Genomic DNA, 18,612 nt, shown 5'->3' with positions numbered 1-18,612 from the left:
CGCAGAACGGCACCGCCCCATCGGGGCGATGCCGTCACGTCCTCACGATCGCGGCCGACCGCGGATCGGACGCCGATCCTCTCGGACGACCGCGCTCAGCTCACGTCGTACATGCTGAAGAACTTGCCGAGCCGGTAGTTGTAGTAGCTTCTCGACACGTCGAACACCACCCCGCCCATGCTGTATACCTCGTCCTCCACGACCAGCGTGGGCTCGCCGGGCGTCAGCCCCATCGCGCGCGCCACGCCCTCGGGCAGCGCATCGGCGCGGAACGACTTGTCCACGAACCGCACCGCGACGTCCTGGCTCTCCTTGAGGTACTTGAAGATGGATCCGGCGGCGATGTGTTCGTCGAGGTACTTCACCACGGATTGCAGGAAGAAGGCGTGCTCCAGCAGCATCGGCTCGCCCTTGAGCGAGCGCAGACGCAGCAGTTCGTACACGCGGTCGCCGGGATCGCACTTGAGCCGCTTCGCGACCTCGTCGCCCGCGTCGCGCAGCCCGATCGAGAGCACCCGGGAGGTCATGTCGCCCGGGGCGAACGACGCGGACAGGCCGCTCACGTTGACGCTCACGTATCCCTCGCGGAATCGTTCGTGCACGTACATGCCGCCGCCGCGCACCGAATAGACGCGCCCCTGGGTGACCAGTTCGGCGATGGCCTTGCGCACGCAGTACCTCGTGACGCCGTACTGCTGCATGAGTTGGTTCTCGGTGGGAAGCTTGCCGTCGGGAAACGCCTTCGCGTCGATCGCCTCGGCGATCGCGACCGCCAGTTCATGGGACTTCATCGTTGTTGCCCTCCTTCGTATGCCGCGTTGCGCACGTCAGACCAGTCCGAGCCGTTCGAACGCGTGCGCCAGTCCGTCGTCCTCGACGTCGTCGGTGACGAGGTCCGCCGCCGCCTTCACGTCCTGGGACCCGTTGCCCATCGCGACGCCGTAGGCGCAGTAGTCGAGCATCGGCACGTCGACGGTCGCGTCGCCGAAGGCGATGGTGTCGGCGCGGTCGGCGCCGAGATGCGCGAGCAGCTCGTCGATGGCATGCGCCTTGGTGATGCCCGGGACGCCGAAATCCCCGAACAGTGCGGTCGCTCCCCTGCCGCCCCATGTGCCGTTCTGCAGATCGGGGAACGCCTCTCTCGCGTCGAGGAAGTCCCGATACGAACCGAGCACGTAGCTGATCTTGTTCACGTCGTCGCGGTACAGGTCACCGTCGAAGACCATGTCCGGGAAGTGGTCCCGTATGGTCTTGTCCGGCGTGGCGTCGCCCTTGCGCGCGGAGTACTCGCGGAAGGCCCGCAGCGCGCCGGTTTCGAAACGCTCGCTTGCATACAGGCCGCTGTTGCTTTCCAGATAGAACTCCAACCCGCGGTCATGCAGCCAGTCGACCGCACGACGGCACTGGTCGAGCGTGAGCGTCCGGTGCATCACCACCTCGCCGCCGCTCTCCACGTAGCTGCCGTTGCCGCCGATCATGCCGTCGAGGCCGATGTTCCACAGCGACGGGTAGATCTCGGCCCTGCTGCGTCCGGTGCAGATGTAGACCCTATGACCGTTGGCCCTCGCCGACCGGACGGCGCCGACCGCGGAATCGGGCAGACGCCCCTCATAGTCGACCAGCGTGCCATCGATGTCGAGCAGGATGATTTTGGACATCGTCGTCCCTCCTTGTTGTTTCACGTCGCGGTCCGCGTCCCCGCGTCAGTCCACCGAGGACCTGGCGAAGAACTTGACCTTGCGGTAGTCGCCGATGGTGACCGACGAGTTGAACAGCCTGCCGCTGTCGAGGAAGGCGTCCGTGCTCAGACACGGGGCGAGCTGCCCCTCCTCGAGCCCGAGCTCCTTCGCGGTGTCGGCGTCGAGCTCGCACACCTCGAACACCTTGTCGGCGTAGCCGAAGTGAAGACCGAGCACGTTGCGCGCGTAGCCGAACAGCGACCCCTCGGCGATGCGCAGGTCCAGATACGGCACCACGTCCTTGGGGAACCACGATCGCTCATAGAATCTCGGCTCGCCGTCGATCAGGCGGATCCTGACCACCTTCCACACCTGATCGCCCTCATTGCAGCGCAGCTGCTGGGCGATGTCCGGCGTGGCGCGCAGGAGGGACAGCTCCCGCACGATGGACTCCACCTTGCGCCCGGCGTACTCGGACGACAGGCCCCGCATGCTGTTGATCGGCATGTAGTCGTCGTTCTCGCGACCGTCGCGCACGTACACGCCGCTGCCGCGCATCGCGAACACGACGCCCGTGTCCGCCAATACGCCCAGCGCCTTGCGTATGCCGTACCGGCTGGAGCCGTACTGCTCCATCAGCTGCTCCTCGGTGGGCAGCTTGCCGTTCCTGCCGAACTCGCCGGCCTCGATGCGCGATCGGAGATGCCCGACGATAACGCGGTAGTCGCGTGCCATCGCTCCTCCTTTCGCCCGTGGGACCGGGAATACGACATCCTCATCGTCGTAGCCGGAGGCACCCGCCGCCGACCACATTCATCATAGTTCATGATATCTCATAACTGGAATGTGTTCGAACTTCTTGAAGTTGTCGGCGTGTACATTCGTACGCATCGGTTCCGATACGGGCGCCACGGAGGCGCTGCGGGAGGCATCGTCCGAATCTCACCCCTCCAGCTGCGCGATCCTGGCGCGGACCTTGTGCAGCTTCGCGTAGATCTCGTTGCGCCGGGCGGGATCCCTCACCCGCTGATGGTCCTTCGCGAGCTTCGCCTCGTCGGCCTTCAGCCGCGCGAGCTCATCCCGACGGGCAATGCGCGCGTCGAGCCCCGAGCCGTCGATGTCATCCAGGATCGCCTGCGCGCACAGCGAATCCCACAGCTCGTCCATCGTCTCGCCGAACGGCTCCAGCTGCGCCTCGCCGGCCGGACGCCACCGACCCGCGTACACCTTCGTCACGGCGGGACGCCCCGGCTTGACCGGCACGTTGCGTCGCACCGCGAACGCGCATTCCTCGCGCGTCGACCCCTCGTACGGGACCTCGCGCACGCAGGCGAACACGATGCCCGACCTGGAGCGGATCGACGAGATCAGCTCGACGAGCTCGGCCGGCACCGCGTCGGTCCTGCCCGTCAGCCGCAGGCCGATGACCAGGATCTCCGGCGTCCTGCCGCCGTCGGCCGCGGTCCCCGTGTTGGCGGGACGCAGCAACGCGAGCATCGTGATCGACTCGACCTCGGTCTGCAGCCGCTGCTTGAGCTTGGCTGAGATCGGCAGTTTCAGGAACATCGCCTTCGGCAGCGTTCCCTTCGCCTCCGGCACCGCCATCGAGACGGGCAGACCCAGCGTCAGCGCGGACACGGAACCGCAATGCGCAACGGCAACGGTCATCATCGACCTTCCTTTCACTGTTGGATGTCTCGTATCGGCCCGTTCATCACGCCAGACCGAGCGTCGCGAACGCGTTCGCCAGCCCGTCGTCGTGGATGTCGGTGGTGACGATGTCGCAGAAGTCCTTGATGCCGTGGATCGCGTTGCCCATCGCGACGGATGTGCCGGCGGCTTTGAGCATCGCGGTGTCGTTGTCGGAGTCGCCGATGGCGATGGTGTCGGCGATGCCGACCCCGAGCGCGGCCGCCACGTCACGCACGGCGGTGCCCTTGTCGACGCCGTTGATGAGCAGTTCGCCGTTGTTCGGCGAGATCGCGTCGTACGAACCGTGCACGGTCTCGAACCACGGCGACAGGTCGCGCTTGGTCTGCTCGAACGTCACGTCCGGGTCGGGGCCGGTGAAGTACGATCCCTTGCTCACGTGCAGCACCTCCCCCAGCGTCGACCCGCGCGGCACCTCGATGTCGTCGATGAGGTGCCAGAACTGCGCGAACTCGCCGCGGTTGAACGCCTTGCCCTTCGATTCGAGGTGACGGCGGTAGCCTTGCGAGATGTACATGCCCGAGGCGCCCTGCCACTGGTAGCTTGCGATGCCATGCTCGCGGAAGTACGCCATGGCCGCGTCGATCGCCTCGGCCGGCACCTCGTGGCGGAACAGTTCGCGGTCTCCGACGTTCGCCTGCGCGCCCGCGACGGACACGACGCCGTCGAAGCCGAGATCGAGGATGCTCCGCTCGATCTTCGGCATGGAGCGTCCGGTGCAGATGAACAGCCGGTGCCCGTTCGCCTGCGCCCTGCGGCACGCGGCCTTGGCCGATTCCGGCACGACGTGGTTCTCGTCCGCCAGCGTGCCGTCGATGTCGATGAACACCAGTTTGCCCGTGTTCGCGCTCATGTCCTCTCCCCCGGTCATTCGTCGTATATACGTATGTATGAGTCCGCCGCGGCCGCCGCTCAGCGCCCGTAGAACAGACGGTCCGTCACCTCGCGCGCCTTGCGCATCACGGCGAGCAGGTCGTTCTCGAAGTGCTGTCCGCGGTTCGCGTCGTACCCCAGATACACGGCGATGCCACCGAGCGAGTACATGTCGTCGGGCAGGATGTCCGCCTGACGCGCGCGTCCGCTCCACAGGTAGTTGCCGTTGCGGGCGGCCGTGCACATCGTCCAGGCGCGACGCAGCGTGAACGCGTCGGCCGCGGAGATGATCCTCCTCGACTCCAGCACGTCCAGCGCCGGCAGGGTGCCGTTGACCCGCAGGTCGGCGATGTCGCCGGCGTGCTCGAGCTGCATGAGCTGGATGGTCCATTCGACGTCGGACAGGCCGCCCTTGCCGAGTTTCAGGTGCCGGTCGCGGCGCACGCCGCGCGGCAGGCGTTCGGCCTCCATGCGCGCCTTGAGCTTGCGGATGTCGCCGATCTCGACGTCGGTCAGGTCGACGTGCGGGTAGCGCAGCGGATCGGCGATGTTCGTCAGGAAGTCGTGCGCGAGGACGGCGTCGCCGGCCGCGTACCGGGCGCGCAGCAGCGCCTGGTGCTCCCACGTGCTCGCCCACGAGCGGTAGTACTCCTCGCACGAGGCATAGGAGCGCACGAGCGGGCCGTTCTTGCCCTCGGGGCGCAGGTCCAGATCGAGTTCGATCTGCGGCTCGAGCGTGGTGGGCCCCTGCAGGATGGCGCGCAGGTCCTCGATCACCTTGCGGGCGAACAGGTTCGCCGCCCCCTCGTCGGCGCCGTCGGCGGGACGGTAGATGAGGATCGCGTCGGCGTCGGAGCTGAAGTTGACCTCGCGTCCGCCGTAGCGGCCCATGCCGATGACGGCCAGCGTCGCCGGCGCCTCGGCGAGTCCGCCCTCACGCACGCGGCGGGCGACGGCCCAGGTGAGCGACGCCTCGATGATCGCGTCGTACACGTCGGTCATGCCGTTGAGGGAGGCGGCGTCGTCCAGCACGCCGCTCATCCACGCGAGGCCTATGCGTTCGATCTCGTGGCGGCGCATCGCGCGCATCGAGGTAGCGAAGTCGTTGATGTTCTCGGCGTTGCGTTCGAGCGACGAACGGCACTGCACGTCGAGGCTCGCCCGCGTGCGCGCCTTGAGCCGGTCGTCGTTGCCGAGCCAGGTGACCGATTCGACGGACTTGTTGAGCGCGTCGCCGAGGAACCTCGAGTTGGACAGCACGTGGCACAGGCGCTGTGCGGCGGAGTTGGAGTCGCGCAGGAAGCCGAGGTACTCGTTCTCGGTGCCGAAGTTCTCCTCGAGCTTGCGCCAGTTCAACAGGCCCATGTCCGGGTTCTGCCCCTGTCCCAGCCATTCGAGCACGGCGGGCAGGATGATGCGGTTGATCTTGGCGGCACGGCCGATGCCGGCGGTCAGGGCCGTGACGTGGCGGATGGCGGCGTCCGGGTCGCCGAATCCGATGGAGCTGAACCGCTCCTGCGCGGCCTGCTTGCTCAGGTCGATCTGGTCGTCCTCGAGCTGCGCGGAGACGGGCAGCATCGGACGGTAGTAGATGTCGAGGTGCAGGTGGCGCACCTCGCGGCGGGTCTCGTCGTAGCGTTCGACGAGCTCCTCCGGATGCATATGGAATGCGCGCGCCACGCGGCGCAGCTCCTGGTTCTGGTTGAGCAGGTCGACGTCGACGTCGCGCTTGCGCTCGAGACCGCCGAGGTTGGCGGCGGCGCCGAGGTCCGGGAACAGATGGGTGCGCTTGAGGGCCCACATCTGCTGGCGGTGCTCGAGCACGCGTTCGAAGCGGTAGTCGGCGGACATCCTCACCGCCTGCTTGCGCGACACGTAGCCGCCTTCGGCGAGCCTCGCCAGCGACTCCAGCGTGGAGCGGGTGCGCAGCGTCTCGTCGGAGCGGCCGTGGACGAGCTGGAGCATCTGCACGGTGAACTCGACGTCGCGCAGACCGCCCTTGCCGAGCTTGATCTCGCGGTCCTTGAGCGGCGCGGGGATCAGGTCCTCGACGCGTTTGCGCATCTGCTGGCAGTCGTAGACGAAGTTGTCGCGCTTGGAGGCGCTCCACACGAACGGACGGGTCATGTCCATGTACTCGCGGCCCAGTTCGGGATCGCCGGCCACGGGGCGGGCCTTGAGCAGCGCCTGAAACTCCCAGTTCTCGGCCCACTGCTCGTAGTAGCCCTGGTGGGAGGCGATGGTGCGCACGAGCGGGCCGTCCTTGCCCTCGGGGCGCAGGCCGCCGTCGATCTGCCACAGGACGGGTTCGGCGACGCCCATGATGACGGACTGGCACACGCGCTGGAGCGTGGTGGCCATCTTGGTGCCGGTGCGCAGCAGCGTCTGGCGGTCGACCTCCCTATCGGCCGGCTCGACCGCGTAGATGAGGTCGACGTCGGAGACGTAGTTGAGCTCCTGGGCGCCGAGCTTGCCCATGCCGATGATGACGAAGCGCACGTGCTCGCTGCCGGGCACCTCGCGCCGGGCGATGGCCAGGGCGCCCTCGAGCGCCGCGTCGGCCAGATCGGACAGCCCGCGGCTGATGACCGGCTGGATCTCGCACGGGTCCGGAGCGGTCGCGTCCTGGGCCATGATGGCGGCGAGCTGGCGGCGATAGGTGCCGCGCAGGGCCGTGGCGGCCTCGGCCAGCTCCTTCGTGGCGACGGGCGCGACGGGATCGTCCGGATCGGCGCCGACGGCCCTGAGGATGTGGGCGCGACGCTGCGCCTTGTTGTACAGGTGGCTGTTGCAGGAGTCGATGGACGCGGCCTCGACGAGCTCCGGGCGGAAGCGCATGAGCTTGCCGAGTTCGTCGGAGACGCCGAGCACGGTGATGAGCCGTTCGAAGGCCGCGGCGTCGGGGACGATGCGGTCGAGGTCGCGCCCCTGGCTCTGCACGGCGTTGGTGATGCTCACGAGGTTGGCGAGCGCGCCGTCGGGATCGCACGCCTCGGCGAGCGCCTTGAGGACGAACCGCAGACGATCGGCGGGCACGCCGTCGGCGGCGAGGCGGTCGAACATGCCGCGGGCTTCGTCGAGGTTCTGCAGTCCCGCGCGGATCAGGTCCATCGCGGAGGGTCGGAAGGCGTCACTTGCGTTCATACTTAGCTAATGTACACGGTCCGGGCGGGATACGGGCGGCTTATTTCTTAGCGTTTCCGGCGTTCCCGGAGCCTTCGTCGCCGTCCTCGTCGTCGTCCTTGGCGTTCCATCCGGTGATGGCGTTGTAGGAGGTCCATCCGATGACGACGAGCAGGCACAGGGAGAAGACGATGGTGGCCCAGTTGGTCAGGGATCCGTCGGCGTTGGCCTCCATGAGCGACTGGACGAGCCATGCGGCGCAGGCGACCGCGGTCACGGCGTAGAGGCGCGCGGAGGATTTCTTGTTGAGGTTCATTGCAGTGGTTCCCTTCTGGCTGCGGACATGCAGGGCCGGTCGTCCGGAACCGGCCGCGAGACGGAAGAATGGGGCCCGCGGACGGACCGAAGCCCGGGCGCGGACCCCATTCTAGGAGGAGGAGTGGGATGAGGTTATGCGGTTCAGCTCTTCTTCTTCTTGGACATGATGTCCACGGCGACGGCCAGCAGGAGCACGAGGCCCTTGATGGTCTTGACGACCGCGGTGTCGACGCCCATGATGGACAGGCCCTGGTTGATGACGCCCATCACGAACGCGCCGACCACGGCGCCCGGGATGGTGCCGATGCCGCCGGTGACGGCCGTTCCGCCGATGAAGCAGGCTGCGATGGCGTCCATCTCGAACTCCATGCCGGCCTGGGCGGTGGCGGAGGCGAGGCGGGAGAGCATGCAGACCGCGGCGACGGCGGACAGGAAGCCCATGTGGACGAAGAGCAGGAAGTCCACGCGGCGGGTGTTGATGCCGGAGAGGATGGCGGCCTTGCGGTTGCCGCCGACGGCGTACACGTGGCGGCCGAAGACCGTCTTCGTCAGGATGAAGTTGTAGACGAAGACCAGCACGCCGACGATGACGAGCATGATCGGGGTGCCGCCCTGGTCGGCGTTGCCGGAGGAGGCGAGCAGGTAGGTGACGAAGAGGATCACGACGGTGGCCAGGACGATCTTGACGATGGTCAGGCTCATCGGCTCGGGCACGAGTCCGACCTTGGCGACGCGGGCGCGCTTGCGCAGCTGGCTCCAGGCGAAGGCGACGATGCACAGGACGCCCAGGACGATGGTCAGGCCGTCGAACGGACCCCACCAGCCGAGGATGTTCGGCAGGTAGTTGCGGGCGATGCCGCGGAACTCGAGGGAGGTGATCGGGACGGACTCGCCGACGATGACGGTGGCGAGGCCGCGGAAGATGAGCATGCCGGCCAGCGTGGTGATGAAGCCCGGGATGCCGACGACGGCGACCCAGAAGCCCTGCCAGACGCCGACGATGAGGCCGACGATCAGGGCCACGAGGATGGCAACCATCCAGTTGACGCCCTGACGTTCCATCAGGAGGGCGCACACGCCGCCGATGAAGGCGACGAGGGAGCCGACGGACAGATCGATGTGCGTGGCGATGATGACCATCACCATGCCGATGGCGAGGATGATCACGTAGGCGTTCTGCTGGATCAGCGACACGAAGGAGTTCGGCTTCAGAAGCACGCCTCCCGTGAGGATCTCGAACGCGACGACGATGACCAGCAGCGCGCCGACGATGCCGTACTGGCGGGCGTTGTTGGCGACGGTGGCCAGCAGGCCGACCTTCTCTTCCTTCTTAGCAGGTGTTGCGGTTGCGGCGCTCATCAGGCTGCCACCTCCCTTTCCTTGGTCATACCCTTCATCAGGTATTCCTGGGTGAATCCATTCTTCTCAACGTTGTCGGTGACTACACCGTAGGAGACCGTGTAGATGCGGTCGCAGATGCCGATCAGCTCGGGCAGCTCGGAGGAGATCACGATGACGGCCTTGCCGGCGTCGGCCAGCTGGTCGATGATCTCGTAGATCTCGTACTTCGCGCCGACGTCGATGCCTCGGGTAGGCTCATCGAGGATGAGGATGTCCGGCTGCGAGATGACCCACTTGGCGAGCAGCACCTTCTGCTGGTTGCCGCCGGAGAGGGTGGCGACGTTCACATCGATGTCGTGGCACTTGATGTTGAAGTCCTTGCGGTACTGCTCCACCTCCTTGCGCTCGATGTTGTCGTCCATCACCCCGTGCTTGCTCATCTTCTTGAGGCTCGCCAGCGAGGCGTTCTCGCGGATGTTCTGCAGGAGGTTCAGGCCGTTGCCCTTGCGGTCCTCGGTGGCGTACGCGAGACCCGCGTCGATCGCGGCCTGCACGTTGGGCAGGTGGACCTCCTTGCCCTTGACGAAGACCTTGCCGGAGATGTTGGAGCCGTAGGAGTGGCCGAAGATCGACATCGCCATCTCGGTGCGGCCCGCGCCCATGAGGCCCGCGAGGCCGACGATCTCGCCGGCGTGGACGTTGATGTTCGCGTGGTCGACGATGACGCGTTCGGAGTCGAGCGGGTGGTGGACGGTCCAGTCCTCGACGCGCAGGAACTCGGCGCCGGGCTTGTTGGACGGGTGGTCCGGGTAGAGGTTGTGCAGCGGGCGGCCCACCATCTTGCGGATCAGCTCGTCCTGGTCGAGCGGCGTCTCCGGGGTGACGTACATGACGCCGACGGTCGATCCGTCTCGGATGATGGTGACGTTGTCCGCGATGGCGGCGACCTCGTTGAGCTTGTGCGTGATGATGATGCTCGTCACGCCCTGCTTGTCGCGCAGCTGGCGCACCAGATCGAGCAGGTGGGCGGAGTCCTCGTCGTTCAGGGCCGCGGTCGGCTCGTCGAGGATGAGCAGCTTCACGTCCTTGGACAGGGCCTTGGCGATCTCGACGAGCTGCTGCTTGCCGACGCCGATGTCCATGACGCGGGTGTCCGGGTCCTCCGGAAGGCCCACGCGGTCGAGCAGCTTCTTCGCCTCGGCGCGGGTCTCGTCCCAGTCGATCACGCCGGCCTTGGCGCGCTCGTTGCCGATGAAGATGTTCTCGGCGATCGACAGGAACGGGCTCAGGGCGAGCTCCTGGTGGATGATCACGATGCCGTCGGCCTCGGAATCGTTGATCGTGTGGTACTTGCATTCCTTGCCGTCAAAGGTGATCCTGCCGGAATAGCTGCCGTAGGGGTAGACACCCGAAAGCACGTTCATCAGGGTCGATTTGCCCGCGCCGTTCTCGCCGCAGATGGCGTGGATCTCTCCGCGCCCCACTTCGAGGTTCACGTTGGTGAGGGCCTTGACCGGTCCGAACGTCTTCGTGATGTTCTCCATCGTCAGAATGGTGTCGTTGGCTGACATGCCATCACTCCTCGTTCAATGCTGGTTTCATGGGACACGCGACGCGGGGCTCGGCCTCACGCCGCGTGTCTCGTTGGGTTGGGAATCGGTCTCGGACGCTACTACTTGGTCAGCGTGTCGAAACGCTCCTGGGTGATGTAGTTGGCCTTGACGAGGTCGCTCAGGTTGTCCTTGGTGATGTTCTGCGGGTCGAGCAGCTTGGACGGCACGTCGATGTTGTTGTTGTTGAACTTGCCGTTGATGCCGGTGACGTCCTTGTTCTCCGCGATCTCGACGATCATGTCGTACACCGCGTCGGCCAGCTTGTTGACGTCCTTGAACACGGTCTCGCCCTGCTTGTCCTTGGCGATGTTGGCCACGGCGATCTCCATGGCGTCCTGGCCGGTGATGTAGGGCCAGGTGTCGGTGCCGGGCTTCATGTCCGGACGCTTGGACTCGATCGCGTTGATGACGCCCTGGGCGATGCCGTCGTACGGGGTGAGGACCGCGTCGAGCTTCTCACCGTGCGCGTAGGTGGAGTCGAGGATGGACTCCATGTCCTTCTGCGCCTGCTCGGTCTTCCAGCTCATGACGGAGATCTTCTGCCAATCCTCGACGGTGAAGTCCTTGGTCACGCCGCCCTGGCCGTGCTGGGACGGGGAGACGAGGACGCCCTTCTCGAAGTAGGGCTGGAGCAGATCCCACGCGCCCTTGAAGAAGTACTTGGCGTTGTTGTCGTCCGGGGAGCCGGTGAAGAGCTCGATGTTGAACGGGCCGGTGGCGCCGTCCTTGAGGCCGAGCTTGTCGATCAGGTAGTTGGCCTCGAGCACGCCGACCTGCTCCAGCTGGAAGGTGGCGTAGTAGTCGACCGCGTCGGTGTTCATGATCAGGCGGTCGTAGGCGATGACCTTGGCGCCGGCGTCGCGGGCCTTCTCGACCGCGGGGCCGACGGCGGTGCCGTCCTTGGAGGCCACGACGACGATCTTCGCGTCGTTGTTGACCATGTTCTCGATGTCGGCGTTCTGCTGGGCCGGCTTGTCGTCGGCGAAGGAGAGGATGACCTTGTATCCGGCCTTCTCCAGCTTGGCCTTGAGGTTGTTGCCGTCCTTGTTCCAGCGCTCCTCGGACTTGGTCGGCATGGAGATGCCGATGGTGGCGCCCTTCTCGATCTTCTCGTCGCCGGTCGACTGTCCGGTGCGGCTGCCACCGCAGGCCGCGAGTCCGGCCATCATGGCGACGCCGGCCGCCAGGGCCACGATCTTCTTGGTGAACTTCATGTGCTCTCCTTCTTCGTTGAGGGCGGGTGAACATCCTTTGTTCTCCCGAACCTGAGTGTTGCCTCAGGTTCATGTAAAAGAATACTCAATTGCGTTAAGTTGTCAAACTCATAAACCCAAGATTCAGGGAATTTGAGTTTGAGACTTGAATTCAATGTCGGAAATCCGCCATTTCCCGCCAATTACGTTGCGACACGCCGTGAACGTTCACACACCCTCCTCCGCCCACCCCTCGCGGCGAGTCCGCGGCCCCGTGACTACACTGGGGGCGTATGGCAACAAGGTTATTCGGTTCACAGACCTCGCTGCGAGAAGCGAATCGCGCCAAGCTGCTGGACAGTCTCCACAAGTTCGGCGCCATGACGCAGGTCGAGCTGGCGGAGGTGACGGGGCTGTCGACGGCGACGGTCTCCACGCTCGTCCATCAGCTCGTCGATGAGGAGCAACTCGAGACGAAGAGCACCACGCGCAACGGCCGCAGGGCCACGCTGGTCGCTCTCGCCCGCCATCAGGGTCTCGGGCTGGGTTTATGGGTCGAACGCAGGCAGCTGACGCTCGTCATCGTCGACTTCGCGAAGTCGATCATCGCCAAGCACACGCTGCCGCTCCCCTTCGGCCACAAGGCCGACGTCACGCTGGACCGGGCGATGGTGCTCGTCAACGAGACGCTGAACAACATCGACGCCGACGTCAACGAGCTGGTCGGCATCGGCGTGGCCGTGGCGGCCCCGGTCGCGACGGCCGACCGCATGATCGCCATCCCCGGCATCCTGCCCGGATGGGACGGCGTCGACATCAGGACGCCGCTGAAGACCGCGTTCGGATGCCCGGTGTACGTCGACAACGACGCGAACCTGTCGGCGTTCTGCGAGTCGCGCATGGGCGTCGCGGTCGGCAAGCGCAACTTCGTGTACATCGGCACCGGCGACGGCGTGGGCGCCGGCATCACGATCGGCGGCACGCTGCTGCACGGCGTGACCGGCCTGGCCGGCGAGATCGGCCATATCCAGGTCGATCCGCTGGGCTCGATCTGCGCGTGCGGCAACCGCGGCTGCCTCAACACCGTGGTCTCCGAGGAGCGTCTGGTGCAGCTGCTGAGCGTGACGCACGGCAACATGACCCTCGAGGATCTGGTCGCCAAGGCCAACGACGGCGATCCCGGATGCCGACGCGTCATCGCCGATGCGGCCGTGCGCATCGGCCAGGTGGTGGCCGACCTGTGCATCAGCGTCGACCCCGAGATCGTGGTGCTCGGCGGCACGTTGTCGCTGGCCGGCGACATCTTCTCCCAACCCTTCGATGAGGCGCTGCAGCGCATGCTGTTCCCCGACGCGGTGGCACCCATCGACGTGAGGCTGTCGGCGCACCCCACCGACGCGGCCGCACTGGGAGGCGCGCTCGTGGCCGTGGAGTACTCGTCGCGCAACGACATGGCGCGCTGAGCGCACAAGACGAAAGGGAACGAATGAACGGACAACGCGTCAACGCCGGCGGTGCCGGGCGGACGGGCGGATCCTCGAGGCAGCCGTTGCTGCGGCTCGAGAACATCTGCGTCAAATTCGGCTTCGTCGAGGCGCTGAAGTCGGTCAACCTCGACATCGGCCGACAGGAGGTCGTCGCCATCGTGGGCGACAACGGCGCGGGCAAATCCACGCTGATCAAGGTCGTCGCGGGGTTCCTGCAACCGGGGTTCGGCCACATCTACCTCAACGGCGAGGAGGTCGTGATCCCCTCGATCCGCGCGGCCGACCGTCTCGGCATCGCCTCGGTGTTCCAGGGCCAGGAGTTCTGCGACAACCTCAACGTCGCGGCGAATCTGTTCCTCGGCAAGGAGATCAACCTCGGCGGCGTGCGCGACGACGAGTCGATGAACTCCCGGGCGCGCTCGGTGATGAAGACCCTGAGCTCGGCGATCCGCGTGGGCTCCCCCATCTCCTCGCTGTCGGTGGGCCAACGCCAGACCGTGGCGATCGCGCGCACGCTGCTCAACGACCCGAAGCTCATCCTGCTCGACGAGCCGACCGCGGCGCTGTCGGTGATGCAGACCGCCGAGGTGCTCTCCTACATCAAGCGTCTGCGTTCGGAGGGCCGCACGGTGGTGATGGTGTGCCACGACCTGCCGGACGTGTTCGCGGTGTCCGACCGCATCGTCGTCATCCGTCAGGGGCGCATCACCGGCGTGCACCGCACCGTGGAGACCTCGTACGAGGAGATCATCGCCGAGATCGCAGGCGTGGCCACCGAGCACGAGTACGAGGAGATCACCGAGGACCCGAAGTATTCGAGCATGGTCCGTCAGCGCAAGCGCATCGACCGCACGATGAGCGCCGCGCTGGAGGAGAGCCAGGCGGAGGACGACGGCTACTGGGCAGGGAACGAGTAGCCGACCCCGATCGGCCGTTCGAGGTCGGGATCGAGTGCGGGCGCGGAGGGTCCGCCATGATCCGGCCCGCCGCCCGCGCTTCGGCCGGTCGGACCGCCGTGATGCGACGGCGCGCGCCTCATGTGCGTTAGACTGAACGCAGTCGCACGACGGCACGATGATCCGTGCGCGTCATGTCGCCCATGTCTCACGCATGGTTTCACGAATTTACGAAGGGATATCTGCAATGAGCAGTCTGGAAATCACGGTCACCGTCATCGTGGCCATCGTCTCGGTGGTCATCGGCCTGTTCTTCGGTCTGATTCCGATGAAGGTCGACCAGCTCACCGAGGAGCAGAACAAGTATTCGCAGTTCCTCGGCATCATCGGCGTCGGACTGGTGATCGTGCTGATCTTCACCAAGCAGGATTTCGCCTCCTGGGTGGCGATCCTCGCGATGCTGGCCGGCGTGCTGGTCGCCAAGATCCCGCCGCTGCACCGCTGGGGTCTGGAGCGTTTCCCGCAGCTCGCCCCCGCCAAGCCCAAGTCCCCGCTCAAGCGCGCCAAGCCCGCCAAGGGCGGCAAGAAGCACCGGTAGCCCCCAGCCACCACGATCGTCACTCCGGGAACATAACCCTCCACTCCGGGGTTGTCACCCTCCGCTCCGGGATTTGTAACGGAAAAGCGTTACAAATCCCGGAGCGGAGGGTGACAACCCCGGAGTCGGCGGCATGACTGCATGCGAATCGCGCCTCGCCGACGGGTCGCATCTTCCGCTTTGAATCACGCCTCCGTGAACAGCGGGCGCACGTTGCGCCAGATGCGGCGGGTGGTGGCGGGACGGTTCATCGTGTACAGGTGCACGCCGTCGACGCCGTGCGCCACGAGGTCGGTGATCTGCGCGGAGGCGTAGTTGATGCCCGCCTCGCGCAGCGTGGGCACGTCGCTTCCCCACTTGTCGAGCAGCGCCTCGACGACCGCGGGCACGCGCGTGTTGTTCTTCTCGGCCATCGAACGCAGCGACTTGGCACCGGAGATCGGCATGATGCCGGCCTCGATCGGCACGTCGATGCCGGCGGCGCGCGCCTTGTCGAGGAAGCGGTAGAAGTCCTCGTTGTCGTAGAACAGCTGCGAGATCAGATGGCTCGCACCGGCGTCCACCTTGGCCTTGAGATGCTCGATGTCCTTATCGAGGGACTCCGCCTGGATGTGGCCCTCCGGATAGCATGCGCCGAACACCTTGAGGTCGGGCCTGCGTTCGCGGATGTACCGCACCAGATCGATGGCGTGATCGAACACGCCGACCGGCTCCTCGCCCTCGATGTAGTCGCCGCGCAGCGCGAGCACGCCGCCGACGCCCGCATGCTCGAACATCTCCAACGCCTCGTCGACCTTGGCCTCGTCGGAGTAGAGCGCGGTCAGATGCGCCACGGTCGGGATGCGGTACTCCTTGCGGATCGTGTTGGCGATGCGCGCCGTGGCCGTGCGGTCGGCGTGGGTGCCGTGCCCGTACGTCACCGAGATGAAGTCCGGATCGAGCCCCTGCAGCCCGTCCAGCGTGTCGTAGATCGTCCCCACCGGAGCGTCCCTCTTAGGCGGAAACACCTCCAACGAAAACATCGGCTTGTGCATGTCTATCCCTTATCCCTTTCCGCTCAAACGCTGCAAGTGCGCGCCAATGAGCCTCACCACGTCGAACAAAACGCAACATACCAACGGAACGGGGCTGGGCGATATATGCGAAACGCGACCGTAGGCTTGGCCGAACGGCCTTGAGTGTGTCGCGTATCGCATATATCGCCCAGCCCCACCGCTGGAAACTATTTACTTATCCATGACCGGGTTCACTTCGCGAGCTTGGCGCGCACGGCCTTCGCCGCCGCGACCAGATGCTCCAGGCTCGGCCAGGTCTCCGCGTCGCCACGGGTCTTCAGGCCGCAGTCCGGGTTGATCCAGACCTTCTCGACGTCCATCTTCTTGAGGATCTCGCCGATGCGCTCCTCGATCTCCTCCTCGGAGGGGATGCGCGGGGAGTGGATGTCGTAGACGCCCGGGCCGGCCTCGGTCTCGAAGTTGGCCTCGTGGATGGCGTCGAGGACGACCAGGTCGCCGCGGGAGGCCTCGAAGGAGATCACGTCGGCGTCCATCGCGTCGATGTCGCGGATGATGTCGTTGAACTCCGAGTAGCACATGTGCGTGTGGATCTGCGTGGTCGGCTTGACCGCGGAGTGCACCAGACGGAACGCCGGCACGGCCCAGTCAAGGTACTTGGAGTGCCAGTCGGTCTTGCGCAGCGGCAGCTTCTCGCGCAGGGCGGCCTCGTCGATCTGGATGACCTTGATGCCGGCGGCCTCGAGGTCGAGGACCTCGTCGCGGATGGCGAGGGCGAGCTGCTGGGTCTGCTGCTCGTGCGTGATGTCCTCGCGCGGCCAGGACCAGTTGAGGATGGTCACCGGGCCGGTGAGCATGCCCTTCATGACGTGGTCGGTCCTGGACTGCGCGTACGCGGACCACTCGACGGTGATCGGCTTGGCGCGGGAGACGTCGCCCCACACGATCGGAGGCTTGACGCAGCGGGTGCCGTAGGACTGGACCCATGCGTTCTTGGTGAACAGGAAGCCGTTGAGGTTCTGGCCGAAGTACTCGACCATGTCGTTGCGCTCGAACTCGCCGTGGACGAGCACGTCGAGGCCGATCTCCTCCTGATGCCTGATGCAGGCGTCGATCTGGGCCTTGATGAACTCGTCGTAGGCATCCTTGGTGATCTCGCCCTTGCGGAACCTGGCGCGCTCGGCGCGGATCTCGCGGGTCTGCGGGAAGGAGCCGATGGTGGTGGTTGGCAGCAGCGGCAGGCCGAGGGCCTCGCGCTGCAGCTTCTGGCGCTCGGCGCGGGCGGGCTGACGCACGAAGTCGGCGTCGGTGAGGCCGGCGATGCGCTCGGCGACGGCGGCGTCGGGGGCGACGCGGGTGCCGTCGAACAGATCCTGGTTGGCGGCGAGCGCGGCGGAGGCCTTGCGCTCCTCGTCGGAGGAGTCGGCCAGGACCGCGATCTCCTTGAGCTCGCCGAGCTTCTCGACGGCGAATGCGAAGTGCTTGAGGACCTCCGGCTTGAGGGCGGTCTCGCCCTCGGTGCTGAACGGCACGTGCAGCAGGGAGCTGGCGGTGGAGACGGCGACGTTCGGCGTGACCTGCTTGAGCGCATCGACCAGACCGAGGCTCACGGCGTAGTTGTTGCGCCAGATGTTGCGGCCGTTGACCACGCCGGCGAAGATGGTGGTGCCCTCGGCGACGCCGTACTGGGAGACGGCGGCGAGGTTCTCGTCCTTGCCCTCGTTCAGGTCGAGGCCGATGCCGTCGAAGCCGAGGGCGTTGACGGTCTCGTACACGTCGGCGATGTGGCCGAAGTAGGTGTTGAGCAGGACCTTGATCTTGCCGTCGCGCGCGGGCAGGATCCTGGAGTACAGGTTCTTGAAGAGCTCCACGTCGCCCGGCTGCTTGTCGAGCACGAGGAACGGCTCGTCGATCTGGATCCACTCGGCGCCCAGCTCGGCGAACCTGGCGATGACCTCGGCGTAGACGGCGGCCACGGAGGCGACGAGCTCCTCGGAGTAGTCGATCTCCTGGGCGTTGTCGTCACGGGAGAGCTTGAGGAAGGTGTAGGGGCCGATGAGCACCGGCTTGGTGGTGATGCCCAGCTCCTTGGCCTCGTTGAACTCGTCGAACGGCTTGGTGCCGTTGAGCTTGATCTCGGTGGACGGCTCGATCTCCGGCACGATGTAGTGGTAGTTGGTGGTGAACCACTTCTTCATCGGCAGGGCGGTGACGTCGCCCTTGTCGCCCTGGTAGCCGCGGGACATCGCGAACAGCGTCTCCTCCGGCTGCTCGAAGGCGAGGTTGCGGTAGCGCTCCGGGATGACGTTGAGCAGGATGGCGGTGTCGAGCAGCTGGTCGAAGTAGCTGAAGTCGTTGCTCGGGATCAGATCGACGCCGGCCTCGGCCTGGATCCTCCAGTGCTTGGCGCGCAGCTCCTTGGCGGTGGCGTGCACGTCGTCGAGGGTGGCGTTGCCCTTCCAATAGGCCTCGATGATCTTCTTGAGCTCTCGGTTCTGACCGATGCGCGGGAATCCGGACACGGACGTGAGTGCAGTCATGAATCCTCCATACTGCTTCGTTAGCAAACGGCTTTTCAACCCGCCCAGCCTATCAAACACGTCCTAAATCAGGGTCATCAACGACATGGAAGTGTCGCTATAAATCGGCTTTATACCGCCGTTTCATACCCTTCGCAGCACGTGTGGGAGACGATCGGCGGGAAACATCGACGCCAGTATACGAGGAGTGCGCGGGGGCGATGGATGTCGCGCCCATATGCCGGAACG

General features: G+C 65.8%; 15 protein-coding genes. 3 read left to right on the top strand and 12 right to left on the bottom strand.

The window, feature by feature from the left end:
- Nucleotides 1-95: 95 nt before the first annotated feature.
- The 10 genes from JS528_RS11750 to JS528_RS08415 form a co-directional block, all read right to left on the bottom strand.
- Nucleotides 96-791, bottom strand: coding sequence for a GntR family transcriptional regulator (locus JS528_RS11750; RefSeq protein WP_214358631.1), 696 nt, complete (start codon nt 789-791; stop codon nt 96-98).
- 36 nt (nt 792-827) lie between these two features.
- Nucleotides 828-1,658 (bottom strand): Cof-type HAD-IIB family hydrolase, encoded by an 831-nt coding sequence (locus tag JS528_RS08455; protein WP_214358630.1) that lies wholly within the window; start codon nt 1,656-1,658, stop codon nt 828-830.
- A gap of 45 nt (nt 1,659-1,703) precedes the next feature.
- Nucleotides 1,704-2,414: a GntR family transcriptional regulator gene (locus tag JS528_RS08450; RefSeq protein ID WP_214358629.1), complete on the bottom strand. Its 711-nt coding sequence runs from the start codon at nt 2,412-2,414 to the stop codon at nt 1,704-1,706.
- Between the two features lie 207 nt (nt 2,415-2,621).
- Nucleotides 2,622-3,350 carry a DUF4391 domain-containing protein gene (locus JS528_RS08445; RefSeq protein WP_214358628.1) on the bottom strand — a complete coding sequence of 243 codons (729 nt, stop codon included), beginning with the start codon at nt 3,348-3,350 and terminating at the stop codon, nt 2,622-2,624.
- 43 nt (nt 3,351-3,393) lie between these two features.
- The gene (locus tag JS528_RS08440; RefSeq protein ID WP_214358627.1) at nt 3,394-4,242 is read right to left on the bottom strand and encodes an HAD family hydrolase; all 849 of its coding nucleotides are present in this window, start codon (nt 4,240-4,242) and stop codon (nt 3,394-3,396) included.
- Nucleotides 4,243-4,301: 59 nt separating this feature from the next.
- The gene (locus tag JS528_RS08435; RefSeq protein WP_214358626.1) at nt 4,302-7,406 is read right to left on the bottom strand and encodes a bifunctional [glutamine synthetase] adenylyltransferase/[glutamine synthetase]-adenylyl-L-tyrosine phosphorylase; all 3,105 of its coding nucleotides are present in this window, start codon (nt 7,404-7,406) and stop codon (nt 4,302-4,304) included.
- Between the two features lie 40 nt (nt 7,407-7,446).
- Nucleotides 7,447-7,701 carry a hypothetical protein gene (locus tag JS528_RS08430; protein WP_214358625.1) on the bottom strand — a complete coding sequence of 85 codons (255 nt, stop codon included), beginning with the start codon at nt 7,699-7,701 and terminating at the stop codon, nt 7,447-7,449.
- A 143-nt stretch (nt 7,702-7,844) separates the two neighbouring features.
- The gene (mmsB, locus tag JS528_RS08425; RefSeq protein ID WP_214358624.1) at nt 7,845-9,062 is read right to left on the bottom strand and encodes a multiple monosaccharide ABC transporter permease; all 1,218 of its coding nucleotides are present in this window, start codon (nt 9,060-9,062) and stop codon (nt 7,845-7,847) included.
- A complete protein-coding gene (locus tag JS528_RS08420) occupies nt 9,062-10,615 on the bottom strand; it encodes a sugar ABC transporter ATP-binding protein (RefSeq protein ID WP_214358623.1) in 1,554 nt (517 codons plus the stop codon). Before JS528_RS08420 ends, mmsB begins: the two co-directional genes overlap by 1 nt.
- A 101-nt stretch (nt 10,616-10,716) precedes the next feature.
- The gene (locus JS528_RS08415; protein ID WP_214358622.1) at nt 10,717-11,871 is read right to left on the bottom strand and encodes a substrate-binding domain-containing protein; all 1,155 of its coding nucleotides are present in this window, start codon (nt 11,869-11,871) and stop codon (nt 10,717-10,719) included.
- A gap of 272 nt (nt 11,872-12,143) precedes the next feature.
- Here JS528_RS08415 and JS528_RS08410 point away from each other — a divergent pair, with 272 nt between their 5' ends.
- The 3 genes from JS528_RS08410 to JS528_RS08400 all read left to right on the top strand — a co-directional run bounded on the left by JS528_RS08410 (nt 12,144) and on the right by JS528_RS08400 (nt 14,831).
- A complete protein-coding gene (locus JS528_RS08410) occupies nt 12,144-13,313 on the top strand; it encodes an ROK family transcriptional regulator (RefSeq protein ID WP_214358621.1) in 1,170 nt (389 codons plus the stop codon).
- A gap of 23 nt (nt 13,314-13,336) precedes the next feature.
- A complete protein-coding gene (locus tag JS528_RS08405) occupies nt 13,337-14,254 on the top strand; it encodes an ATP-binding cassette domain-containing protein (protein ID WP_214358620.1) in 918 nt (305 codons plus the stop codon).
- A 226-nt stretch (nt 14,255-14,480) separates the two neighbouring features.
- A complete protein-coding gene (locus JS528_RS08400; protein WP_214358619.1) occupies nt 14,481-14,831 on the top strand; it encodes a hypothetical protein in 351 nt (116 codons plus the stop codon).
- Between the two features lie 185 nt (nt 14,832-15,016).
- Here JS528_RS08400 and metF read toward each other — a convergent pair whose 3' ends face one another.
- Together metF and metE are read right to left on the bottom strand one after the other, a co-directional pair.
- Nucleotides 15,017-15,865, bottom strand: a complete 849-nt coding sequence (metF, locus tag JS528_RS08395) for a methylenetetrahydrofolate reductase [NAD(P)H] (RefSeq protein ID WP_214358618.1) — start codon at nt 15,863-15,865, stop codon at nt 15,017-15,019.
- Between the two features lie 212 nt (nt 15,866-16,077).
- The gene (gene metE / locus JS528_RS08390; RefSeq protein ID WP_214358617.1) at nt 16,078-18,384 is read right to left on the bottom strand and encodes a 5-methyltetrahydropteroyltriglutamate--homocysteine S-methyltransferase; all 2,307 of its coding nucleotides are present in this window, start codon (nt 18,382-18,384) and stop codon (nt 16,078-16,080) included.
- Nucleotides 18,385-18,612 lie beyond the last annotated feature (228 nt).

The organism is Bifidobacterium santillanense, from assembly GCF_018555385.1.
Classification (GTDB): Bacteria; Actinomycetota; Actinomycetes; order Actinomycetales; family Bifidobacteriaceae; genus Bifidobacterium; species Bifidobacterium santillanense.
Note: the sequence above shows the minus strand (reverse complement) of the source record. Positions and strands in the feature narration are given on the sequence as shown.